This window comes from Nostoc sp. MS1 (genome assembly GCF_019976755.1).
Classification (GTDB): Bacteria; Cyanobacteriota; Cyanobacteriia; order Cyanobacteriales; family Nostocaceae; genus Trichormus.
Window position 1 is genome coordinate 2,486,519 of sequence record NZ_AP023441.1, and the last position, 23,093, is coordinate 2,509,611.

General features: G+C 41.1%; 15 protein-coding genes. 9 read left to right on the top strand and 6 right to left on the bottom strand.

All coding sequences use genetic code 11. The features are described 5' to 3' along the window. Positions 1 to 119: 119 nt before the first annotated feature. Positions 120 to 2,222 carry a S8 family serine peptidase gene (locus NSMS1_RS10805; protein ID WP_224093092.1) on the bottom strand — a complete coding sequence of 701 codons (2,103 nt, stop codon included), beginning with the start codon at positions 2,220 to 2,222 and terminating at the stop codon, positions 120 to 122. A 176-nt stretch (positions 2,223 to 2,398) separates the two neighbouring features. Here NSMS1_RS10805 and NSMS1_RS10810 point away from each other — a divergent pair, with 176 nt between their 5' ends. Further along, positions 2,399 to 2,971, top strand: coding sequence for a hypothetical protein (locus NSMS1_RS10810; protein ID WP_224093093.1), 573 nt, complete (start codon positions 2,399 to 2,401; stop codon positions 2,969 to 2,971). Between the two features lie 594 nt (positions 2,972 to 3,565). Here the strand turns inward: NSMS1_RS10810 and NSMS1_RS10815 are convergent. The 4 genes from NSMS1_RS10815 to NSMS1_RS10830 form a co-directional block, all read right to left on the bottom strand. Next, positions 3,566 to 4,894 (bottom strand): sensor histidine kinase, encoded by a 1,329-nt coding sequence (locus NSMS1_RS10815; RefSeq protein ID WP_224093094.1) that lies wholly within the window; start codon positions 4,892 to 4,894, stop codon positions 3,566 to 3,568. An 11-nt stretch (positions 4,895 to 4,905) separates the two neighbouring features. Then, positions 4,906 to 7,137: an ATP-binding protein gene (locus tag NSMS1_RS10820; protein WP_224093097.1), complete on the bottom strand. Its 2,232-nt coding sequence runs from the start codon at positions 7,135 to 7,137 to the stop codon at positions 4,906 to 4,908. Then, positions 7,134 to 8,093, bottom strand: a complete 960-nt coding sequence (gene phnD, locus NSMS1_RS10825; RefSeq protein WP_224093100.1) for a phosphate/phosphite/phosphonate ABC transporter substrate-binding protein — start codon at positions 8,091 to 8,093, stop codon at positions 7,134 to 7,136. Before phnD ends, NSMS1_RS10820 begins: the two co-directional genes overlap by 4 nt. Positions 8,094 to 8,450: 357 nt before the next feature. Beyond that, positions 8,451 to 9,749, bottom strand: a complete 1,299-nt coding sequence (locus NSMS1_RS10830) for an ABC transporter substrate-binding protein (RefSeq protein ID WP_224095195.1) — start codon at positions 9,747 to 9,749, stop codon at positions 8,451 to 8,453. Between the two features lie 229 nt (positions 9,750 to 9,978). Here NSMS1_RS10830 and pilM point away from each other — a divergent pair, with 229 nt between their 5' ends. The 4 genes from pilM (at position 9,979) to NSMS1_RS10850 (ending at position 15,331) form a co-directional block, all read left to right on the top strand. Then, positions 9,979 to 11,085: a type IV pilus assembly protein PilM gene (gene pilM, locus NSMS1_RS10835; RefSeq protein WP_224093101.1), complete on the top strand. Its 1,107-nt coding sequence runs from the start codon at positions 9,979 to 9,981 to the stop codon at positions 11,083 to 11,085. A 109-nt stretch (positions 11,086 to 11,194) separates the two neighbouring features. Continuing rightward, entirely contained in the window at positions 11,195 to 11,962 is a 768-nt protein-coding gene (locus NSMS1_RS10840; protein ID WP_224093102.1) for a PilN domain-containing protein, read from the top strand. Further along, positions 11,959 to 12,723, top strand: coding sequence for a pilus assembly protein PilO (locus NSMS1_RS10845; RefSeq protein ID WP_224093103.1), 765 nt, complete (start codon positions 11,959 to 11,961; stop codon positions 12,721 to 12,723). The genes NSMS1_RS10840 and NSMS1_RS10845 overlap by 4 nt, the downstream gene beginning before the upstream one ends. Positions 12,724 to 12,946: 223 nt before the next feature. Next, complete coding sequence (locus NSMS1_RS10850) at positions 12,947 to 15,331, top strand: type IV pilus secretin family protein (RefSeq protein WP_224093104.1); 2,385 nt, start codon at positions 12,947 to 12,949, stop codon at positions 15,329 to 15,331. A gap of 143 nt (positions 15,332 to 15,474) precedes the next feature. Here the strand turns inward: NSMS1_RS10850 and NSMS1_RS10855 are convergent, their stop codons facing one another. After that, entirely contained in the window at positions 15,475 to 15,918 is a 444-nt protein-coding gene (locus NSMS1_RS10855) for a cyclic nucleotide-binding domain-containing protein (RefSeq protein ID WP_224093107.1), read from the bottom strand. 172 nt (positions 15,919 to 16,090) lie between these two features. On the opposite strand from NSMS1_RS10855, the gene NSMS1_RS10860 reads away from it, so the two are divergent. The 4 genes from NSMS1_RS10860 (at position 16,091) to NSMS1_RS10875 (ending at position 22,979) form a co-directional block, all read left to right on the top strand. Beyond that, positions 16,091 to 19,114: a UPF0182 family protein gene (locus tag NSMS1_RS10860; RefSeq protein WP_224093109.1), complete on the top strand. Its 3,024-nt coding sequence runs from the start codon at positions 16,091 to 16,093 to the stop codon at positions 19,112 to 19,114. Positions 19,115 to 19,302: 188 nt separating this feature from the next. Next, a complete protein-coding gene (locus NSMS1_RS10865) occupies positions 19,303 to 19,545 on the top strand; it encodes a hypothetical protein (RefSeq protein ID WP_224093111.1) in 243 nt (80 codons plus the stop codon). Positions 19,546 to 19,746: 201 nt separating this feature from the next. Continuing rightward, positions 19,747 to 22,542: a CHAT domain-containing tetratricopeptide repeat protein gene (locus NSMS1_RS10870; RefSeq protein WP_224093114.1), complete on the top strand. Its 2,796-nt coding sequence runs from the start codon at positions 19,747 to 19,749 to the stop codon at positions 22,540 to 22,542. 110 nt (positions 22,543 to 22,652) lie between these two features. Beyond that, complete coding sequence (locus NSMS1_RS10875) at positions 22,653 to 22,979, top strand: hypothetical protein (RefSeq protein ID WP_224093115.1); 327 nt, start codon at positions 22,653 to 22,655, stop codon at positions 22,977 to 22,979. Positions 22,980 to 23,093: the final 114 nt, after the last annotated feature.

The window sequence follows — 23,093 nt, forward strand, 5'->3', positions numbered from 1 at the left end:
TGGGCGGAACAAATAGCGCTGCTTCGTCAATCCAAAATCTCCAAGCTGCATCCCCTTGTGGGTGCAGTCAATCCAAAATCGTCAATCCAAAATCTAAAATTGTTTGACTGTTGACTAAACTAAATCCCTAAAGTTAATTCCCAACTATTGAGTCTGCCTACATCTTGGGGTGAATAGTCAACTATCCATAATTGCCAGTTGCCTTTAGCTGGTTGTAAAAGTAATTGTTTAAGAATAGGATGCGATCGCACTCCATAAGTTGTTTGTAAGTCGGTACGATTACCTAAAGTACGATTTTGCAATAAGACTTGTTGATTATTAGGGGCAATTAAATAAATCTCGATATCGCCTAGAAATTCGTGAGTAACATTAACTGCGACTTGAATATCTTTAACAGGGCTGGAATCGGAGATCGTAATCGCACTTTTAATCCCTTGTAAATTATTATCGGGAATCCCTATCTGGTTAGAATTAGCCTGTTTTACTTGTCTACTTACACTTAATAGTGTGCCTTGTTGTTGGAATGCAACTTGCACCGCCCTAGCAGCATTGACCTTACCATAACCAAACCATTGGGAATGACCCTTATCATCGTATTTACCTTCGCTTAAACCTAGTTGAGGGTCGGGATTAGGGTCTACAATTTTATCTGCCGTTGTTTCTAGGATTTGTTTGACTTGTTGGGCTGTCAAATCGGGATTGACTGATAAAACCAAGGCTGCTACTCCAGCCACAACAGGCGTAGCGCTGGAAGTACCGCCAAAGTTGTTAGTGAAATCACCAGGATCGTAACCTGCGGCTCCTACTATATCAGTTGTCAGCATTCCTAACCCAAGCAAGTTAGTCTTGATGTTGGGCTGTGTATATAAAAAACCTTTCTCAGGGAATGACATTCCAGGCGAAGCATTGTTACTAGGCGCACACAGGCAAATATTAGCTCCCCAATTACTGTAGGCAGCTTTTCTACTCATACTGGTGGATGCGGCAATAGCCATCACATCAGGATGTACCCCAAAACCATTTAGCCAATCTGTTACACCTTGTAAAATATTATCCGGCCAATCTTGCTCAAAAATAGCGCCACTAACTGGACGGTTAGCATTACCAGCCGCAAATAACACTACACAACCTTTCCCATTGCGTCCACGGGTAGCAGCCCTGGTAATAGCAGCTTTTTGGCGCAAGGATAGGGGAAAATACACAGCCGAAGCCCCCCAACTGCATGAGATGACGCTGGCTCCTTTTTCTACAGCCCAGTTAAATATCTGCTCAATTGATTCGTCATCGAGAAACCCAGTAGTACGGATGGGCATGAATGCACAACCAGGGGCAACCCCAACAATTCCTGTACCATTTTCCTCCGCCACAGCTATGCCAGCACAAGCCGTACCATGACTGGTTTCTTTCGCACTTGGCAAGGGCAAAAAATCATTGTCCCGTAAATCTCTAGGGGCGACTATCTTACCACTACCTTGAAAATCTGGATGATTCAAATCAAAAGAATCATCCACCACAGCTACCACCACCGAACGGACACCGCGCGTAATGTCCCAAGCCTGTTCTACGGCGATATGCGAGCCAAGAACCAACTCATTTCCGCCATTGTGGTTGAGATACCATTGCTGGGGATAAAGGTTGTCATTGGGCTTGTAGTGGGTTTCTGTTTGAATGATGACATTCGGTTCGGCCGCCAACACTTCGGGAATGGCTTGCAACTGATTAGCAATTTTGATGGGATTTTCGGTAGCTTGCTTACTCACTAAAAATACAAAGGCATTTGTTAAACCTGCAATTGCTTTGTCTTGGACTAAGTTGAAGCCAGAAGTGATGAGGGTAATTTTGTCAGCGTCTAGCTTAGACACAAACTGAATTGTAATTTGGTCGCCCAGATAGACAAAAGTTCCTGGATTATCCTTAACAGTGTAAGCGTGGCTGGCAAAAGCTACATTTTGGTCAGTCCGGGCTTGGGCGATCGCTTCCTCTATCTGGTCTGGTGTAACCTGATATATTTCTAAATGAGCTTGGGCAATACTGCCCTGCCAAATACCCCAACTAACCTGAGATAATTGTTGCACAGGAAAGTCGGTGACAAAACGGACGGTGAAGCGGTGTAGCACTTTTTCGAGTATCAATTCTTCACCGCCCCGTTGCAGAACTAATCCCAAGTTGCTTGCTGATACACCTGTGGTTGAAAAATCAGAGGAATTGTTACGGTCGTTCATAGAAGCGATTGTGGTTAATGCACGGGCTATGGGAACTCTATTAAACCGATTTTCTGTCTAAATCAAAGAAACTCAGTACGTAACTTGATTTGGTTAAAAACACAAACAGAGTTAAGATACCCGAAGTTTCTCTAGATTGTCCTGTTTCTTAAATAGTTGTTGCACAAATTGACCCCATGAACTTTGCGGCCCCTGCTTCTGTAATTCGTTTGACTTCCCTATCGGTGATAGCAGCCCTTGGGATGCTTGCATCTCCCGTGAATGCTCAACAAGCGAAGCCTATTGACCCCAATAGCCCTAATAATCTGCGTCCCACATCTCAAAATAACAGCCTACTGAGTCTTGAAGGTGGTGAACGTTTAATGAAAGAAGCAGAACAAGCCGTTGCTGCTCAAGACTACACCTTGGCTGCCAAAAAACTCCAAGAAGCACGTCAGGTATACAATCAGTTATCGAATTTCTATCAAGATTTAAACTCTAGTTTTTCCGGTATTGATAATAGAGTTTCCGATTCTCAACGTCAAAAAGCTTTCTTAACAGCGCAAAAGCGGGATGAAGCCACCTATCAATTAGCATTGGTACATCGCGCCCAAAATCAACCAGAATTAGCCGTACCTTTGTTAGTCCAGATTATTAAGAGTCAAAACCCCACCAGAGATTTAGGCAAGAAAGCTTATCAGCAGTTGTTTGAGTTAGGTTTTGTTGATTCACCTTATCCCCGACAAGGTGGTTCTTCATCGCAGAAGTAACAAATTCAGGACTTACGCACCAAGATTGTCAGTTAAGACTGGGTGTAGGAGTTGTGAAGGCTCTTTCCCTTTGTCCTTTCCCTTTGTCCAAAGCCTTGAGGTCTCGTTTTCATGCGTAAGTCCTAACAATGCAATTTCTTTAATATGGAACTCATATTTGATTACTGTTCGCGTAGCGTGGCGTAGCCATAAAAAACTCTGTACATTTTTATTCCCGTTTACCTAAGTCGGCGCAATAAAACCAAACTATGTAAAGAAAAGTAAATCAGGCTCAAACTCTTTCTTCCCCTGCTCCCTGCTCCCTGCCTTATTACAACAATAATTATTTACGCCGACCTACTTACCTGTCCTGTATTAAGTGTTCCCTCTCTCTACGAGTAGTTCAGGAATTAAACCGGATTCCTATATTTATCCCTCCTAATGATTGAAAGTAGAAGGGATTTTTTATTAATTTATAGGTCATCATCTCATACCATTTCACAAAAAATATGATACAGATGCAAACGCCCAAATCTTTGCTACGTATCACTTTCTTAATTTTGAATTTTGTAGCTTGCTTCCCGTAGGGTATTTTGAATTGGTATCATTTCTTGCTTAAAGGCATTGTTTTGACAAAGCCGTTACCTCATGGACTTGCTGATAGATAGGAATTTGAATTGCAAATGTCGCTCCCTCTCCAGGTTTTGAGAAACACTCTAACTTGCCGTTATGTTTTTCCGTGATGATTTGATAGGTAATAGACATACCCATACCTGTTCCTTTGCCCACAGGTTTTGTTGTAAAAAAGGGATCGAAGATGCGTTGTTGAATTTCTTCTGGTATGCCAGGGCCGTTGTCAGTAATCCTAATTTCTATCGATTGTGAATCAACTACAGATGTACGAATGACAATGCACCCTGGATTATGCTGAATTTCCTTATAACTGCGATGATCATTCATTTCTTCCAAGGCATCGATCGCATTTGCCAAAATATTCATAAATGCTTGATTGAGTTGTCCGGCATAGCATTTAATTAAAGGCAAATTGCCATATTCTCTAATTACCCTAATCTGTGGATATTCCGGTTTGGCTTTTAAGCGATGTTGCAAAATCATAATGGTACTATCAAGACCCTCATGAATATCAACAGCTTTAAATTCGGCTTCATCCATACGGGAGAAATTACGGAGCGATCGCACAATTTCGCGGATACGTTGAGTCCCTATTTTCATGGAAGCAAGAGTTTTAACTACATCTTCTTGCAAAAATTCTAAATCATGTTCTTCTGCTTGTTCTTGAATTTCATCAACAGGCTCAGGATAATGCTTTTGGTAGAGTTGCAGAAAATTTAGCAGCGTTTGAGTATAACCCTCCATGTGTTCGAGATTACCGTGAATAAAACTCACTGGATTATTAATTTCATGGGCAACTCCTGCTACTAATTGCCCTAAAGTTGCCATTTTTTCTGATTGAATTAACTTAAGTTGTGAGCTTTGCAATTGTCTTAAAGCATCTGTTAATTCTGCGGTACGTTCAGTAATTTGCTGCTCTAATATTTGGTGGAAGTTACGCAATTTCAATTGCGTTTGCACCCGAACAATTAGTTCGGCTTCTTGAAAAGGCTTGGTAATATAATCAGCAGCGCCGAGATTAAACCCACGAACTTTATCATTAGTTTCAGACAAAGCTGTCATGAAGATGATGGGAATATCTTGGGTAATGGTAGAAGCTTTAAGACGACGGCAAGTCTCAAACCCATCAATACCAGGCATCATCACATCAAGCAAAATTAAGCTAGGTAAACTACATTGGGCTTGTTTGATTGCTCGTTCGCCATCAGTGGCGATCGCTACTTCAAAACCTGCATCAGTCAGTGCTTCAGACAGCACTTCCAAATTTGCAGGCGTATCATCTACTACTAAAATCAATTCAGATTCTTTCATGATGTATTCCTTCAAATATGATTTAACTTCTTGATAGATTCCTGAATAAAAGTTTCTACTGTTGCCACTTGAAAACCCTTGGTGAGTTGCACAATATGTCCAACAAATTCAGTGTACTGTGGATTTTTCTGCTCCAAGTTGTGAGCAGCCGCCACTAATTTTTTTAATCGCCCTTGTTGGGCAAGTCCCAGTAACTCTGTTAAATCTTCTATCGTGGGTAAAATTAGCTCTGATGTGACAGTTTTGGTATCACTATGATTTTGTCCAACATATGACTCAGCATTAATAAATGCTAATGATTTATATTTCCAAGTGATCTGTAAATGTTTTTGCAATAGCCTGAATAATTCTTCTGCCTCCACAGGCTTCGCTAAAAAAGCATCCCCACCAGCATCTAAACTCTGTTGTTGATCCATTGTCGAAACAGATGCAGAAGATACAATCACTGGAATTAATTTAAAGATGGCTGATTGCCGGATTTGCTGTAAAAATATGTACCCATCCATGATAGGCATTAACAAATCAGTAATGATCAAATCTGGTTTGACTTGAGTAAGTTTATGCAACCCATCCTCACCGTTTTCTGCTTCTATTACAGTGAAACTAAGTGGTTCTAGTAAGTTGACAATTACTGAGCGGTTTTCCCATTTATCGTCTACGACTAAAATTGTTTTTAGTTCGCCTTCATAGCCGACTAATTCTTGACCAGTGGTAGTCAATGCACGATGCTGCCATTCTACCGCTAAGGGAAACTCGGACTCAAAGGAAAAAGTGCTACCAACTCCTAACTGACTTGTAACCTGAATTTTGCTTCCCATCAAATTAACAATGTTATTACTGATAGCAAGTCCAAGTCCGGTTCCCTCAGAATGACGTTTCTCATCACCAACTTGTTCAAAAGGCAGGAAGATTTTTTCTAAAGATTCTGGACTAATACCAATACCTGTATCACTAACCTGAAAAATAAGTTTAGTAGTAGATAAAGACCGATTGTCTGGCAGAAAATTATCTATCTGCTTGACTATAAATTTTACTTTCCCCTTTTCGGTAAACTTGACAGCATTTCCTAATAAGTTAATTAAAACTTGTCGCAACCTTTTACTATCGGCTTTGATACCCTCTGGTAAGTTTGCATCCGGCAAATAGACAAATTCAATGCCTTTTTGTTCTGCTCGAATACGCACAATTTCCACAATTCCTTGTAATAAAGATGGCAAATGAATATCTTGTGGTTGCAATTCTAGTTTGCGGGCTTCAATTTTTGAAAGGTCGAGGATGTCATTAATCAGCGTCAGCAAATGAGAACCACATTGGTAGATAATGTGAATACCATTACGTTCCTTTTCGCCCCAAGTTTGGGAGCGGTTGAGGATTTGAGCATAACCAAGAATACCGTTAAGAGGAGTACGCAGTTCATGGCTCATATTCGCTAAAAACTCACTCTTGGCTTGGTTAGCTAAATCGGCGGCGGCGCGTTTTTCTTCTAGTGAAGTATAGTAAGAAGCTAACTGGGCTGCCATTTGGTTAAATTCCTCTGCCAGTTGTTCAATTTCATCGCCAGTGCGAATATTTAAACGGTAGTCCATATTGCCACTACCAAGTTTTGTTGCTCCAATTTGCAGGGCTTGAATCGAGCGAATGACTGGTAATAGTGTAAGAGCAAACTGAGCGATAAAAATTAGCAAAACTACGCCAATTAAACCATAGGTGGCAATGGTAGCATTTTGCTGGAATTGCTCGGCAGTTTGATGGGTAACAGTATCTTGTTGCTGAACTTCTTCAACCAGCGCATTAAGAAAGAACTGAATGTCATTTTGAAATGAGTTAATAGCTTTAACATCTTCTTGTATTTGCACTGTTGAAGAACCTGTTTGGTTTTTTAAATCCTCAACTAAGCGCACAAGAAATTGATGGCGACGACGCACCACATTAGGTTGTTTTACATCTGGAAGTAACTGTTCTAATGCTGCCAAATTTGCCAAGAAATTGGACATTTCCTGCTGATAGCTAGCTATATCTGTGGGATTACGATTTAGTAAGAGATAGTTCTTCAAGACCGAAGTTTGTTTTTCTAGGGAAAGCTGCAAATTTTGAGTGAGAAGAACTGCTTGATTAGTGCGATCGCGGCTTTGAGTTACAGATTTTTCTATCTGTTTAATTAAAAGTGTACTTCCCCCTAGCAATACACTTACTAAGCTTACAGAAATCGCTGTCGAAGCAATAAACTTAGTGACTATCTTCATTTTTCAGCTACTTTTACCGATTGCAGACGAGTATAAATTTGCCGTACTTGCTCAAAATCCGCATCTTTGGCTAAAGTATAGCCAGCAGATTGTGTCCCCATTACATCCAAAGTCCCTACTGGTGCATCAATTAAAGCTTGCTGTAGTTGTTTGATGAGTTTTGGTGATAACTTCTTGTCGTTGATGACAATCGGGGGTGATGGTATGGGGTCAGATTCCCAAATAATTTTGTACTTACTAGCAGGGAGTTTTCCTGATTGTTGACTCCGTAAGAAGGCGGCTTTATCGTCAGCGATCGCATCAACTAAATCATTTGTCAATTCCTGCTCAACTTTGTCGTGACTTCCCGCATAGCGAATTTTCGTAAAGTCCCGTTTGGGGTAAATTCCTTGGCTTTGCAAAGCAATCATGGGTAACAAAAATCCAGAAGTGGAAGATGGACTCACAAAGGCAAAGCGTTTACCTTGCAAATCCTTTAATGACTTGATACCCTTAGCCGTATTGGCAACGATCACGCTATTGTACCAAGGTCGTCCAGTGCTTTGATTGATCGGGATAACTAGAGGCTGAATATGAGGATTGAGATTGCGTGCTTTAATGTAGGTTAATGCTCCTAAATAAGCCATATCTGCTTCTTCTTTCGCTAATAGCTCTACCGCAGTATCGTAATCCTTAGTAGTTTGGAAATTTACTGGCATTTTTAGGATTTTTTCTAGATACTCAGCTAAAGGTTGTAGTTTCTTTTCCTGCTCCTCTTGGCTTTGGGCTGGAATCACTACTACCCGCAAACGCTGTGTGATTTCTGCACTAGTCGCAGAGGTTGTCCCAACTTGGCGAGAGTTTTGAGAATCAGCTATTGTGCAACTGGTAGCGATCGCGCTGATACCAAATAGTAAGCTCAATCCTATTGAACATCTGAGAAGGCGATGGGGTCGCCAAACTTGAAGTAGTTTCAAGGAAAAATTACTCATTGATAATTTAATATCTACGATTTGTAAGCTTAAATCCCTTTATAGAGTTCCCTAAAAATTCTCGAAAACAACAAGGCTCAGGAGTATTTCCTCTGCATAAAATACTCCTGAGCAATTAGCCTCTCATTATAGATATTACTGAGTAATTTTCCCGAAAATACAGTCTAACTTAGCTTAAATACAGCCATGCTATAGCCATATAGAATTGACACAGCATAATTGAATTAAAGCCATGAATGTACCAGAGGATGAGCTTCTTAAAAATACGATAAGCTCAAACCCTCTTACCTCATTGCAGTTGCTCCACTAGGGTAAAGGCTAGACCGCACTGCTCTGTATTTCCTAGCGATTATTCCATTCTTGCGCCGCATCCTCTACAGCTTTATCTACTGTTTTTTCTCCTAACATTGCAGCTTGTAAATTCTCATAAATTGCTTTTTGTAGCTTGTTAATATCCTTTAAATTGGGGGTGAGAATTTCTGCTTGTTGTAGTTGTTGGGCGCTGACAATTCGCGCTTTTTCTACAGTTGAAGCATTAGCTGGAACATTTTTAAAATAACTATCAGCTAATGCTTTGGTTGTTGATGGTAAAACATTTGCAGCTTTAGCAAAGGCTAATTGATTTTCATCATTAGTAACGAATAAAGCAAATTTTACTGCTGCATCAGGTTGTTTTGTTTCGCGCGGAATAACGATGTTCATAACAGCCACATTTTTCTTACCAGTATCGCCAGTCAGTTGTGGTGCGATCGCCGAAGCTTGAGCAATTTTTGGAGCGTTAGTAGCAATGTTTTTGAGAAATTCTGGCCCAGAAGATAAAAAGGCTATTTCGCCAGATTGATATAAATCAATTGCATGACGATGACCTTGAGTTAAAACCTCTTTAGGTAATAACCCTTTCTTATAAAGATCCACCCAATACTGAAACGCAGCTTTCCCTTGCGGTGAATTAAAAGCTGCCTTACCTTCAGCATCTATTAAAGTAACTCCCATCTGCACAAAAGATTCTAAAACTTCACCGGAATCCTGCGGTACAAAAGTGACAAAAAAAGCGTATTTCCCTGTCTTATCTTTAATTTGTTGCGCCACTTGTGCTAATTGCACGTAAGTAGCAGGTGGTGTACTGATACCTGACTGTTTTAATAAATCAGTGTTATAAATGGTTAGCCTCGTTGTGAGGTACCAAGGGATGCCAAAACTTTTACCATTCAAAGTGCTGGCTTGCCAAATATTGGGTAAATAGGAGGAACGCGCCGTTTCTGGAACTTTTGTATCCAAATCCAACCAAGCATTTCGTCCTGCTAGTTGAGAAGCAAAACCTGGATTGAGGTTAACTACATCAGGTGGCGTTTTTGCGGAGACAGCTGTTAAAATTTTGTTCTCCATAGCCGCCCAAGGTACATCAACCCAGTTCACCTTTATACCAGGATTTTGAGTTTCAAAATTCTTAATCAAACTTTGGAAGTAGTCAGTAAATTGAGGTTGGAGCTGCATAGTCCAAAACTCAATACTTGCTCCTCCCGAAGCGTTTTGTTGTGTGTTTGTATTCACATTTCCTGTGCCGCAACTAACCATCCAAGTGGATATTAAACCGAGCAGCGCACAAGCAATAAATTTCTTAAATTTTCGCAGTTCAATCATTTTACCAGTATTTTTACGCTTGATTAAGGACAAAACCTTATGCAGAATTGTCGAGATTATAGGCTAAATCAAACAACTTTGCAGAGTCATTAAATTTATAGTCCACAGTCAATAGTTTCTAATTTTTGCTGTATTGCTCTGAATCTTGAACTAATGACTAATGACTATTGACCAATGACCACTTAAGTAAATTTAAAATTTTTAATTTAGCAAGTTGGTAGGGATCAGTGTGGTGAAAAGTTTCAGTAGTCTGTTTGGAAAATCTCATAGAGGGGTGGGTGTAGAAATTGCACCAGAACGGGTGAATGTAGTTCAACTACGCAAGCAGCGCCAAGGCTTGAAACTCGAATCTTTGACATCGGTTCCAGTTCCCGAAGGAATTGTCAGTGATGGTCAAATCACCGATCCTCCAGCAATGGCGCAATTAATTCAGCAGGCGCTGGCTGAAAGCAAAATCAAAGTATCTAGTGTAGCAACTGGTGTCCCTGGAAGGGATGCGATCGTCCGCATCATACCTGTACCAGCAGAGTTGGATGATAAAGAATTACGGGATATGGTGTTAAACCACGAAGCTGGTTTGTATTTGCCTTATCCCCGTGAGGAAGCTGATGTAGATTATCAAAAACTTGGGTACTTTGTAGATGAGGACGGCATTGAGAAGGTACAAGTACTTTTAGTTGCTACTCGCAAGGAGGTAACAGATACATATATTAGAACTTTTGAGCAAGCAGGTTTACAAATTAGCGTACTGGAAATCAATAGTTTTGCTTTAATTCGGACAATTCGTGATCAACTACGACAATTTGGGCCGCAAGAAGCAACAGTACTAGTTGACATCGAGTTCGACAGTACAGAAATCGCCATCATTATTAACGGGGTTCCCCAATTTTCCCGTACTGTCCCCATTGGTACATATCAAATGCAAATGGCTTATGCCAGAGCAATGAGTTTGCCTACATCACGAGACATGGAAATCTTACAGGAAATGGTAATTCCTGTAAATTCTGGTGATGGTGATAGAACTGGGATGACAGAAACCGACCCTGCTATGGCTGGTGTGTTGCGTATCTTGGGAGAACTGACAGATGAGTTACGCCGTTCTATAGATTTTTACTTAAATCAAAGTGAAAACTTAGAAATCGTCCAGATTCTATTAGGTGGGCCTGGTGGTGGTTTACAGCAACTTAATGAGTTTTTTACTCAACGCTTAAGTATTCCCACTAATCAAATAGATCCTATCGGGTCTTTGTCCTTGCAAGTTGATGAAGCAAAGTATCCCTCTACACAACGTTCTGGTTTAGGAATAGTCCTTGGTTTAGGGATGCGGGAGGTGTGATACCAATTCAAAATTCAAAATACCCTACGGGTTCGCGGTAGCGTCTCTAAAAGAGAAGCTAAAGCTACAAAACGCAAATTTCAAAGTTGTAGAGAATTGGTAAAAGAGAATGTATGGATTAGATATTAACTTTCTCAAAGACCGCCCAGCTTACCAGCCTAAAGGTGAACAAAAAAAATCAGGTGTCAAACTGCCGACTGGGAACTTAACACCTATATATTTGGGAGTTGGTTTAGGTCTTTGTCTGCCGATGTTTGTAGGTGGTGGTTTGTGGTTTATACAAACGAAAACCAGTGAATTAGAACAGGCGATCGCATTACTTGAAGATGAAAGCAAGAAACTAGATACAGAAATCGCCAGCATTAACAAAATCAAGGAACAGACTAACGCTGTCCAAGCCGAAACTAAAAGTTTAGTCACGGTATTTGACCAAATTCGCCCTTGGTCGGCAATGTTGGAAGATTTGCGCGATCGCATTCCTGCATCAGTACAAATAGAAAATGTTAAACAAACACCACCTACTCCTCCAGCACAGGGCGAAGCCCCTAGTAATCCGGCAGGCGGGATAGAAATTACAGGATTGGCTCGTTCCTTCAACGATGTCAACGACTTTTTATTAGTTCTACAACAATCCCGCTTCCTCAAATCATCGGAAAGCAAAATTACTACAGCTACCCTAGTAGACGCACCATTACCACCCAGTAGTGGTGCTAACGGGGTACAAATTAAACCACCTCAAGTAGTTAAATATACTATTCAATCTAGCCTCAGTGACGTTCCTGCATCTGAATTAATTCGGGAGCTAGAGCAGAAAGGCACTGTAGGGCTGGTAACTAGGATTCGTGCTATGCAAAAAACAGGAGTCATTACAAGATGACGCTGAGTGATGATTTGAATTTCGCCGAACAGGCTGCTGAATTAGATGCTGGTGCGTCACCATATCCAGTAGTCTTTGGTATAACTTTTACACCTAAAATTATAGGTCTTATCGTAGGTGTACTAGGTCTATTAGGCGCTTTGTATATGCTGCTAAATATGGTAATGCCAGCTTGGGATGCTTATCAGCAAAAGCAAACCCAAAGCAGCGAATTAGAAAGTCAAGTTACTCAAAAAAAAGCCACTGTCAGACAAAAAGGCAAGGTAACAGAGGAACTAGCCCAAGCAAAACAGCAAAAACTACAGGTTTTAGCTTTATTTGCTGATGAAAAAACCTTAGATACCCTGCTTTTAGATTTGAACCGACTAGTAGAAGCTGGTAATGCTCAAGTTCCTCCTAATGCAGTTAGGGCTAAACTACAAAAGTTTGTGCCTGCTATACAAAAACCAGAACCTATCACTGATAGTTCCTTAGGAGTAGCAGTTAACGGCAAACTGAAGCGTACTAGCGTGAATATAGAGATTGTTGGCACTTATGAGCAAACCCAATCAATTCTTCGTAATATAGAGCGTTTGCAGCCTTTATTAATAGTTAGAGACTATCAATCAGCACTAGCATCGATTCAAGCCACTGATAGGTCAGGCAAACCCATACGCAGAATAGGCCCTGCACCAATCACCACATCTTTTCAACTACAAGCTTTAATGCCTCTGAGTTCTGAGGAATTGGCAGCTGCGGCTAAGGCAGCACCGAAGAAGTAGGGATGGGGTTCGACTAGCGGTAATCGAGCGTATTCGAGATTCACCAACCGGGAAATAGGGGAGATGAGGGAGATGAGGAGAAGATAATTACTCAGCACGCGCTAAACGCGCCGCTACCGCTAACATAACTCACTACTCAGCACAGGCTAAACGCCCCGCTACCGCTAACAGCACTTATAACTTTATTTTCGTTTAAAAGACTTTATCAGGTGAGGAATGAACTGTGAAACACGTTCACGGTAATAGCTTAATTTTGGGTACTGCTGCTTGCGTATTTTTGGCAGCACAACCAGCATGGGCGCAAACAACCCAAGTTACAGAAGTAAAGGTAAGTCCTAGTGATGGTGGACTGAGCGTTGTCTTAAAAACTTCTACTGGTTCACGTCCACAGGTTTTTACAACAAAAAGAGGCAAAGCTTTAGTTGCAGATGTTACTAATACGCAACTACGACTGCGACAAGGTAACAACTTCCGTCAAGACAAACCTGCACCGGGAATTGCTTCTGTTGAGGTTGTGCAATTAGATGCTAATAGTATTCGTGTAATTGTTACAGGTGACAACGATGCGCCAATGAGCCAACCTGTCACACGCCAACAAGATAGTATTACTCTGAGCATCACACCATCATCAGGTACTACAGTCTCAGCGCCAGTCATCCCCAGACCGCCAGTTTCGACAACACCACCAGCTACCACACCTGCTCAAACTGGTGCAGTACCTAACGTACTTATACCCAACCCAGAAGTAACAATTGATGGTAGACCAGCTCAACCTGCTGCACCTGGACAGCCATTAAGCCAAGCACCACCATTCTTACCTAGAGCTGTTGCGCCACCAGTTGGAGACATAGCCATTTCTGCCACTGATGCCTCTCCTAGTACGATTGATTTAGGTACTCAAGAACGTGTACCTCGTCTGGTGTTGCGCGATGCACCAATTAGGGAAGTTTTATCATTGCTCGCCCGTGCGGCTAATCTCAACTTAGCTTATATCGGTGGAGATGCTGGTAAAGACGCACAGCCAATTCAGCAAACGATTTCTTTAGATATAGAAAATGAGCCAGTGCAAGATGTGTTTAATTACGTCTTGCGTCTGAGTGGTTTAGAAGCTAACCGCAGTAACAGAACAATTTTTGTAGGGCCGAAACTGCCTAATTCCACCCGCGATGTAGTGATGCGGAATCTGCGACTCAATCAGGTAAATGTGGGAGTGGCTTTGAACTTCCTAGTTGGTTTAGGTGCTGAAACTGCTGTCAGTAGAGAACGACAAGTAACTAACGTAAATGCCGTACCTGTAGGAACTGGGATTGCACCTATTACGCAAACGCAGACAACCACAGAAACTAGAGTTGAAACTCAAAGGATTGATTTTCAAGACTCGAAGCCTTTACTAAGAGGATTACAGGCACTTGGAGATGAGCGGACAAACTCTCTTACACTAATTGGTTCTCCAAAGCTAGTTGAGATGGCAATTACTCAATTAACTCAGTTAGATATTCGTCGCCGTCAAGTAGTGGTTAATGTCAAAATTGTTGATGTTAACCTAACAGGAGATCAACTTTATAACAGTAGCTTCTCTTTTGGTATTGGTAACAATTACTTTTCTGTTGATGGTGGTGCAGCAACCTTTAATTTTGGTGGTTCTAGACCTGCAACTGGTAGTGAAGTAGCCAACAGTGTCACCAGTACACCCACGACTACTAACCCAGTGAGTAGTGCAAATATTTTTCTTAACCAAACAGATCCAAATACAGGGCTACCTAGTGCTGGTGTAAGTTCTAATCCAACACAACCAGGGCTTACCGCATTTACTCAAGGAACCCCAGGAACAAGTACCACTTCAGTTGTACCAACTGCTATTAATCCGGCTACTGGTCAACCTACTAGCTATGGTTTTCAAACAACAACAACTCCTGGTACTCCTAGTACTTATACATATAGCTTACCAACACTCTATCAGTTCCCTAAACGTCTTTTAGCTAGTTTGCAAGCTCAAATTACAAGTGGCAACGCTAAGATATTGACTGACCCAACCTTGATTGTACAAGAAGGTCAAACCGCTAATGTTAAACTCACCCAGGAAGTAGTCGGCAATATCAAGAGTGAAACAACTCGCGGTGATGGTACTTCTACACAAACCGTTACAGCAGAGAAAACAGACGTAGGTTTAACCCTAGCTGTGAAGATTGATCGGATTGATGATAATGGTTTTGTTTCATTATCAGTGGCTCCTGTTGTCAAAGCGCCACAATCTTCAGCTGTACTAAGTGTTTCTGGTAATAGCCAAACAATCTTTTTGGTATCTGAACGATCTTTAAATTCAGGTTTAATTCGTCTACGTGATGGTCAAACTTTGATTCTGTCTGGTATCATTCAAGACCAAGATAGAACAACTGTATCAAAAATTCCTATTCTAGGTGATATCCCATTAATTGGTTCGCTTTTTAGAAAAACAAGCAGGACTAATGAACGTAGGGAAGTGATTGTTCTTCTGACACCTCAAGTTATGGATGATTCTCAAAACTCATCCTATGGCTATAACTATACACCTAGCCCAGAGGTGCGGCAATTGCTTGAGCGCCGTGGTTTGAATACGCCTAAGCGGTAAAAAAGTAACCAATTCGTAATTCGTAATTTCGGAAAGAGTCTATAAATTCGACGAATTGGTGTTAGAAATATAATGTAATCTTTCAGACTAACCACAAAAGCTTAAGCTTTGTGGTGTCTTTTTTTGCTAGTAAAAAAGCTATTTCATCTAGAGCTTGATGTAGACATATTTACGTTATCGTTGAGGTGGCGAATTAGGCGAGATAGTTCCCGAATAATGTTGACGGCGATTTCAGGTGTTTCTTCGATCGCATCATATAGTTGCTCTTGTGTTAGTTCCAAAAATTCACAAGGTTCTACAGTGGTCACAGAAGCGGAACGCGGCTGTGTATCAAATACTGCCATTTCGCCAAAGTATTTACCTTGGTCTACTTCAGCTAGTTGTTTATCGCCAATATGTACTCTGACTCTACCAGAAACAATAATATATAGCGATCGCCCCTCTTCCCCCTGTCTAAAAATCGTATGATTAGCGGGGAATTGCAATTCGTGCATCACCGAGGTCAGCCGCACAATAAAATCATCCCGCAATTCTTTAAAAATTGGGACTCGCCGCACAAATAATAAACGGTCAACGCTACTTAGCATGGTAGATGGTCAGTTGTCAGTGGTCAGTGGTTAGTAGTTATTAATTGCTCACCCCTGCCTTATGTCTAGCAAGTATAAGCTAAAGATTGACTTAATCCAGCAAAATAATTACTAGATAAATTCATAATAGGTAAGGAACTAAGGAAAGAGTAATTAATTTGGCTGCCAAAGAATGTCTTGGAAATGGTGCTTTCGACTGTTAATAGTCTTTGTAGGACTTTGGTTGTTCTTGGATTTAAGTTCGCGCTTGGGTGCGGAAATCCTCTGGTTTCAAGAAGTTGGCTATCTGCAAGTATTTCTCCTGCGGCTGTTTAGTCGTGGATTTTTATGGGTAGTCGCTGCGGGTGTCACTGCTGCTTACCTGTGGGGAAATTTAGCTTTGGCGCAACGGCTGAAGTATCCCCAGTCTTTGAAGATTGCGGAAGTTAGGCAAGAAGAAGCAGCTTTGAGTGAGGGACTAAAAAACTATCTTAGTCCCTCATATTCTAGGATGAATGCGGCTCCGGTAACTGATGGACGAATGCGACCTTTTCGATTACGATCGCTATTACCCCTAACTGTAACTTTAAGTTTGTTAGCAGGGTTAATCCTAGTTCACTACGGCAAAATCGCTCTTTCCTACTGGTATCCAGCATTTAATAAGAATAATTTACCTATAATTACCCCATTCCGCTTAGAAACTATCTGGGAACTTGGCATACAGCTTACTGCTCAAGTTTTATATATAAGTTTAATTGTTAGTGTAGCGATCGCTATTCTAATTTACTCACAATTTGCCTTAAGAGCGATCGCCATTATCCTGAGTGTGGTGTTTGGGACAATTTTGTTTTACAACTGGGCAAAGGTTTTAGCTTATTTTTCCCCTACCCCCTTCAATAATAACGATCCTCTATTTGGAAAAGATATCAGCTTTTATATATTTTCCCTGCCATTTTGGGAATTACTAGAACTTTGGCTGATGGGAATGTTGTTGTATGGGTTTATTGCTGTTACTCTTACATATCTCCTCTCCGCAGATAGTCTCAGCCAAGGCATATTTCCTGGTTTTTCACCCCAACAGCAACGTCATCTCTTAGGTATAAGTGGCTTATTAATGTTGATGGTGGCTTTTAGTTATTGGCTGAGTCGTTATGAATTGGTTTATTCTCCCCGTGGGGTGAGTTATGGCGCTAGTTATACAGATGTGACTGTACAGTTACCAGCCTATAACCTTTTGTGTGGTCTTGGATTGGCGATCGCTTTCTACTTATTGTGGCGGACGATTTTTTGGCGGTCTAAGTCTCAGCATCGTCAATTTGCATTTTACGGATTAAGCATTTATTTGTCGCTGGTCGTTGCTGTTGGCTATGTCTTACCTACAGTAGTCCAGTATTTAATTGTTCAGCCCAACGAATTACAACGAGAACAACCCTATATTCAACATACAATTAACTTAACTAGGCAAGCATTTGATTTAGAAACAATTGATGCTAAAACCTTTAATCCCCAAGGTAATTTAACCACTGCTGATATCCGAGCCAATGATTTAACAATTCGCAACATTAGGTTGTGGGATCAACGACCATTATTAGACACTAATCGCCAGCTACAACAATTTCGCCCTTACTATCGCTTTCCTGACGCAGATATTGACCGCTACACTCTAAACACAGAAACATCAGCAAGTAGACCAGCTTCCCCTCCTCAGCCATTAGCAGGAGACACAGCAAACGAACAAAAAGAACGGCGACAGGTATTAATTGCAGCCAGAGAACTAGATTACAGTGCAGTTCCACAACAGGCGCAAACCTGGATAAACCAACATTTAATTTATACCCACGGCTATGGCTTTACCATGAGTCCAGTGAATACTGTTGGTGCAGGTGGACTACCGGAATATTTTGTCAAAGATATTGCGGGAAATAATCAAGGTGCGCTGACTACTTCCAATGAAGAAGTTCGTAACAGCATTCCCATTGGTCAACCCCGGATTTATTACGGTGAAATTACTAATAGCTATGTCATGACTGGTACAAGTGTGAGAGAATTAGACTACCCAAGCGGCAGTGATAATACTTACAATAGCTATGATGGTTTGGGTGGTGTAACTATTGGTAATGGTTGGCGGCGGGGACTATTTGCCATGTATTTAAAAGATTGGCAGATGTTGTTTACACGGGATTTTTTACCACAGACAAAGGTATTATTTCGCCGTAATATTAAGCATAGGATTAGGGCGATCGCACCTTTTATCAAATTTGATAGTGACCCTTATTTAGTTGCGGCTGAAGCTGGTTCAGCATTTCCTGGCAATAATTATTTGTATTGGATTATTGATGGTTATACCACAAGCGATCGCTATCCTTACTCAGATCCAAATAGTGACGGGATTAATTACATTCGTAACTCTGTCAAAGTAGTTATTGATGCTTATAACGGTAGCGTAAAATTTTACATTGCGGATAGGTCAGATCCTATCATTGCCACTTGGTCGAATATATTTCCTCAGATGTTCCGACTACTGAGTGATATGCCAGTTTCTCTACGCAGTCATATCCGTTATCCTCTAGATTACTTCTCAATTCAATCTGAGCGGTTATCAACTTACCATATGACCGACACCCAAGTATTTTACAACCGAGAAGACCAGTGGCAAATTCCTAACGAAATTTATGGTGATAAACCCCGTCCAGTAGAACCTTATTATTTGATTACCAGCCTACCCACCGTTCCCTTTGTTGGCGAAGCCTCTCGTAGAGAGGAATTTCTCTTATTACTACCCTACACCCCCAAACAACGGACGAACTTAATTGCTTGGTTAGCAGCGCGATCAGATGGGCAGAATTACGGTAAGTTGTTACTGTATAACTTTCCTAAAGAACGCCTTGTATACGGGACAGAGCAAATTGAAGCACGTATTAACCAAGATCCTGTAATTTCTCAACAAATTTCTTTATGGAATCGTCAGGGTTCTAGAGCAATTCAAGGAAATTTGTTAGTAATTCCTATCGAACAATCTCTGTTATACGTTGAGCCAATTTATTTAGAGGCAACGCAAAATAGCTTACCAACATTGGTGCGGGTAGTCGTAGCTTACGAAAACCGCATCGTCATGGCTCAGACTTTGGAACAAGCTTTACAGGGTATCTTTCAACCAGAAGTGACACCAGCACCCCCCATTATTCGTCCTTTCGAGGAAGGTGTATCACCTGGCTGATCAGGGAAAAGAGGAAGCAATGAATTATTATCTCTCTCATATCCCTAATTCTAAAGAAAATATTAAGCATATCTACTCATATATCCTTTGATAGAAGTTAAAAAAACTTAACAATGAGCAAAATAATAATTATAAATTGATTCTCTAACCAAATAGTACAAAATTAGTTCTTTAAAGCCCTACCGCTCATGAAAGGCAACTTTTTCATATCACAGGAAGAAAAGGAGAGATTATTTCACACCCAGTTAGTGAAGTACGGTGTGAAATTTGAAAAAGCTGCAAAAGTGGCAAAAATTTTAGCCTCTGGGGAATCAGAGGAATTTTGGACACAAGAAGAGAGACGACTTGTCACAGAAACTTGTGAAGAGTGGTTAAAAGCACACAAACGTCACAAGCAACTGGTTTCTTTATTTCAATACATCAAAAGATAGATATATTAGGGAACAGGGGATGGGTACAGGTTGAAAAGTTGCTTGTTCTGATATATCTGGTAAGTTTTATGCTTGGTGAAATATGATCTAGGTCAACTAATCCCAATCTCAAAACAGCAGTTTTTGCATTCTAGTGGGAATCCTAAACTTTAGAGATTCTCAAATAGATGTTGCGAACTGCGAGTGGAGAGGAAATAAAATATGCGGCAGATGGCTAACTTGAGACAATGGCTATTTCTTCCATTGGTTGCCAGCATTGTATTATTTTCGGAGTCCAGTGTTGTCCGTGCTGAACAATATACTCAATATACAGGACAAGCGACTGTAGCAAATCCCACTCAAGCTAAAGCAGATCAAATATATCAGCAGGCGAAAGAATTATATGAGGAAGGAACAGCCGCATCTCAACAACAAGCACTGATAAAATTTGAACAAGCTCTTTCTCTTTATCGTAATCTAGGCGATCGCTCATCACAATCCCTTACCCTTGGTCATATTGGTAAAATCTACTCAGACTTAGGGGAACTGCAAAAATCGCTGAGTTATTTAAACCAAACCTTGAACCTCAGACGACAGTTAGGAGATAAAACTGGGGAAACTATTACCTTGAGTAACATTGGTGCTGTCTACTCAGATTTGGGAGAATTGCAAAAAGCTCTAGATTTTTTCCATCAAGCCTTGTCACTTAATCGCCAAATGGGAGATAAGACAAGGGAAGCCCGAAGCCTAAATAATATTGGTTCAGTTTACATAGATTTAGAAGAATCGCAAAAAGCACTAGATTATTTCCATCAGTCCCTCTTACTCAGACGACAGGTAGGAGACAAAGTAGGTGAAGCTCGTACCCTCAATAACATTGGCAAAATCTACTTAGATTTAGGCGCACAGCAAAAAGCGTTGGATTATTTTAACCAGTCCCTACCCTTATATCAACAAAAGGGAGACAAAGCAGGAGAAGCAGTTACATTAAATAACATTGCCTCAGTTTACTTGTATGGGCGAGAACAGCAAAAAGCCCTTAATTATTACCAGAAATCCCTATCTCTCAGAAAACAAATAGGAGACAAATTAGGGGAAGCTAATAGTCTAAATAACATTGGTGCTGTTTACTTAGATTTAGCAGAAAAACAAAAAGCACTGGATTACTTTAACCAGTCTTTACCCTTATTTGAGGCTGTAGGAAATAAATTAGGGTTAGCAGCTACCCTCAACAACATTGGCAGAATTTACATCAGTTTGGGAGAACAGCCAAAAGCGTTAAATAATTTCCAAAAATCTTTACCTTTATATCAACAAGTAGGCAATAGGGGAGGAGAAGCTTTAACTCTTTATCATATTGCTACAGTTCATGCCAATCAAGGAAATCTGGATGCAGCCTTAACTCAGATGAAAACAGTCATCAGCATAGTAGAAAAGCTGCGTACTAAAGTTGACTCTCAAGAACTCCGCACAGCCTATTTTGCCACAGTGCAGGATTATTATCAGTTCTACATCGATTTGCTAATGCAACTGCACAAGCAAAAACCATCCCAAGGCTATGACGCTTTAGCACTGGAAACCAGCGAACGCGCCCGCGCCCGCAGTCTTCTAGACTTGCTGACAGAAGCTAAGGCAGATATTCGCCAAGGCGTAGAACCAAAGTTACTTACTCAAGAACAGGAGTTGCGGCAAAAACTAGATGCAACTGAACAACGACGCATAAAATTATTGGCTAGTAAGTATGACGAAACACAACTTCAGGCTTTAGACAAGGAAATTGCCGAACTTCTCGAACAATACAATCAACTCCAAACCAAAATTCGCACAACTAGCCCACGCTATGCAGCTTTAACTCAACCTCAACCCCTGTCATTGGCACAAATTCAGCAGCAAGTTTTAGACGATAACACTCTACTTTTAGAATACTCGCTCGGAGAAAAGCGGAGTTATCTTTGGGCAGTTACTAATAAAAGTATTATCAGCTACGAATTGCCCAAACGTGCAGAAATAGCAGCCGTTGTACAAAAGTTGCGGCGAGATATTACCACCCCATATCTGACAGAAAGTCCTGCTATAGCAACTTTGTCACAAATCATACTTGCACCTGTAGCCCAGCAATTAGGAAACAAACGCTTGGTATTTGTTAGTGATGGTGCTTTGCAGTATGTGCCATTTGCAGCCTTGAATACGCCAGGAAGTAGCAATTATCAACCATTACTGACGAACCACGAAATCATTCATTTACCTTCAGCATCTACGATCGCACTTCTCAGACAGGATAATAAGCAACGTCAACCCGCATCTCAAGTGTTAGCGGTGTTCGCAGATCCAGTTTTTAGCCGAGATGATGAACGTTTACAAGGGAAAATTAAACCATCAAATCTACCCGCGACAGATACCATCGCTCTAACCAGAGCCGCTACCAACTCAGATATTAATTTTGAGCGCCTACTTTTCACCCGCACAGAAGCAGCGCAAATTCTCTCCCTTGTACCAGCTAACAAAGGTAAGCAAGCCTTCGACTTTAACGCCAGCCGCACTACTGCTACAAGTAAAGAGTTAAGTCAGTACCAAATTATACATTTTGCTACTCATGGCATTCTCAACAGCCAGAATCCAGAACTATCGGGTGTTGTCTTATCCCTATTTGATAATCAAGGAACACCGCAAAATGGTTTCTTGCGCCTGCATGATATTTTCAACCTCAACCTCCAAGCAGAGTTAGTGGTACTCAGCGCCTGTCAAACTGGGCTAGGGGAAGAAATTAGAGGAGAAGGTGTGATTGGATTAACTAGAGGATTTATGTATGCAGGAAGTCCGCGAGTTGTGGTAAGTCTATGGAGTGTAGATGACCAAGCTACCTCAGAATTAATGGCTGGATTTTACAAAAAAATGCTCAAAGAGGGATTAAAACCCGCCGCCGCCTTACGAGCCGCGCAGTTAGAAATCTGGCGTAATCAGAAATATGCTGCACCGTATTATTGGGCGGCTTTTACGATGCAGGGTGAGTGGAGATGAGGGAAAATAATTAATGGATATATGTAGCGATCGCTAGATACACTAAAACACAAGCTAACCTGTCCCGTACTATACAATGTAGCTGCTTAAATATACTTGCGGATAAGTTTATGGCGGATATTCGTTTGGCTATTGAGGGTGAGGATGCGATCGCAGCTACAGAGGCGTTGTTAGCAATACCTGGGATATCGGGTAATTATGAGGTGAGTGCAGAAGCGCCGAAAAAAGAGACTGTAGTGGCGACTGTGGCTACTATTATCGGCATTGTGGGGGGAACAATTGCTATTGCTGAACAAATCCGCAAGTGGTATCAGGAGTATAAAGCGAATCAGTCTGGAAAACGGATTGAAAAGGTATTGATTGTCGGGCGTAATGGTAGACGCATCCTTTTGGAAGATGCAACCATAGAAGAAATTAGCCAAATTTTAGAAGAGTGAATTTTTTTACCCCTCCCTAACCCTCCCCTTGCAAAGGGGAGGGAACTTAATTTCTTGATTTCCCCACTTTCCAAGTGAGGATTAAGGGGGGGTAATAACTTACGTGAGCTTAGT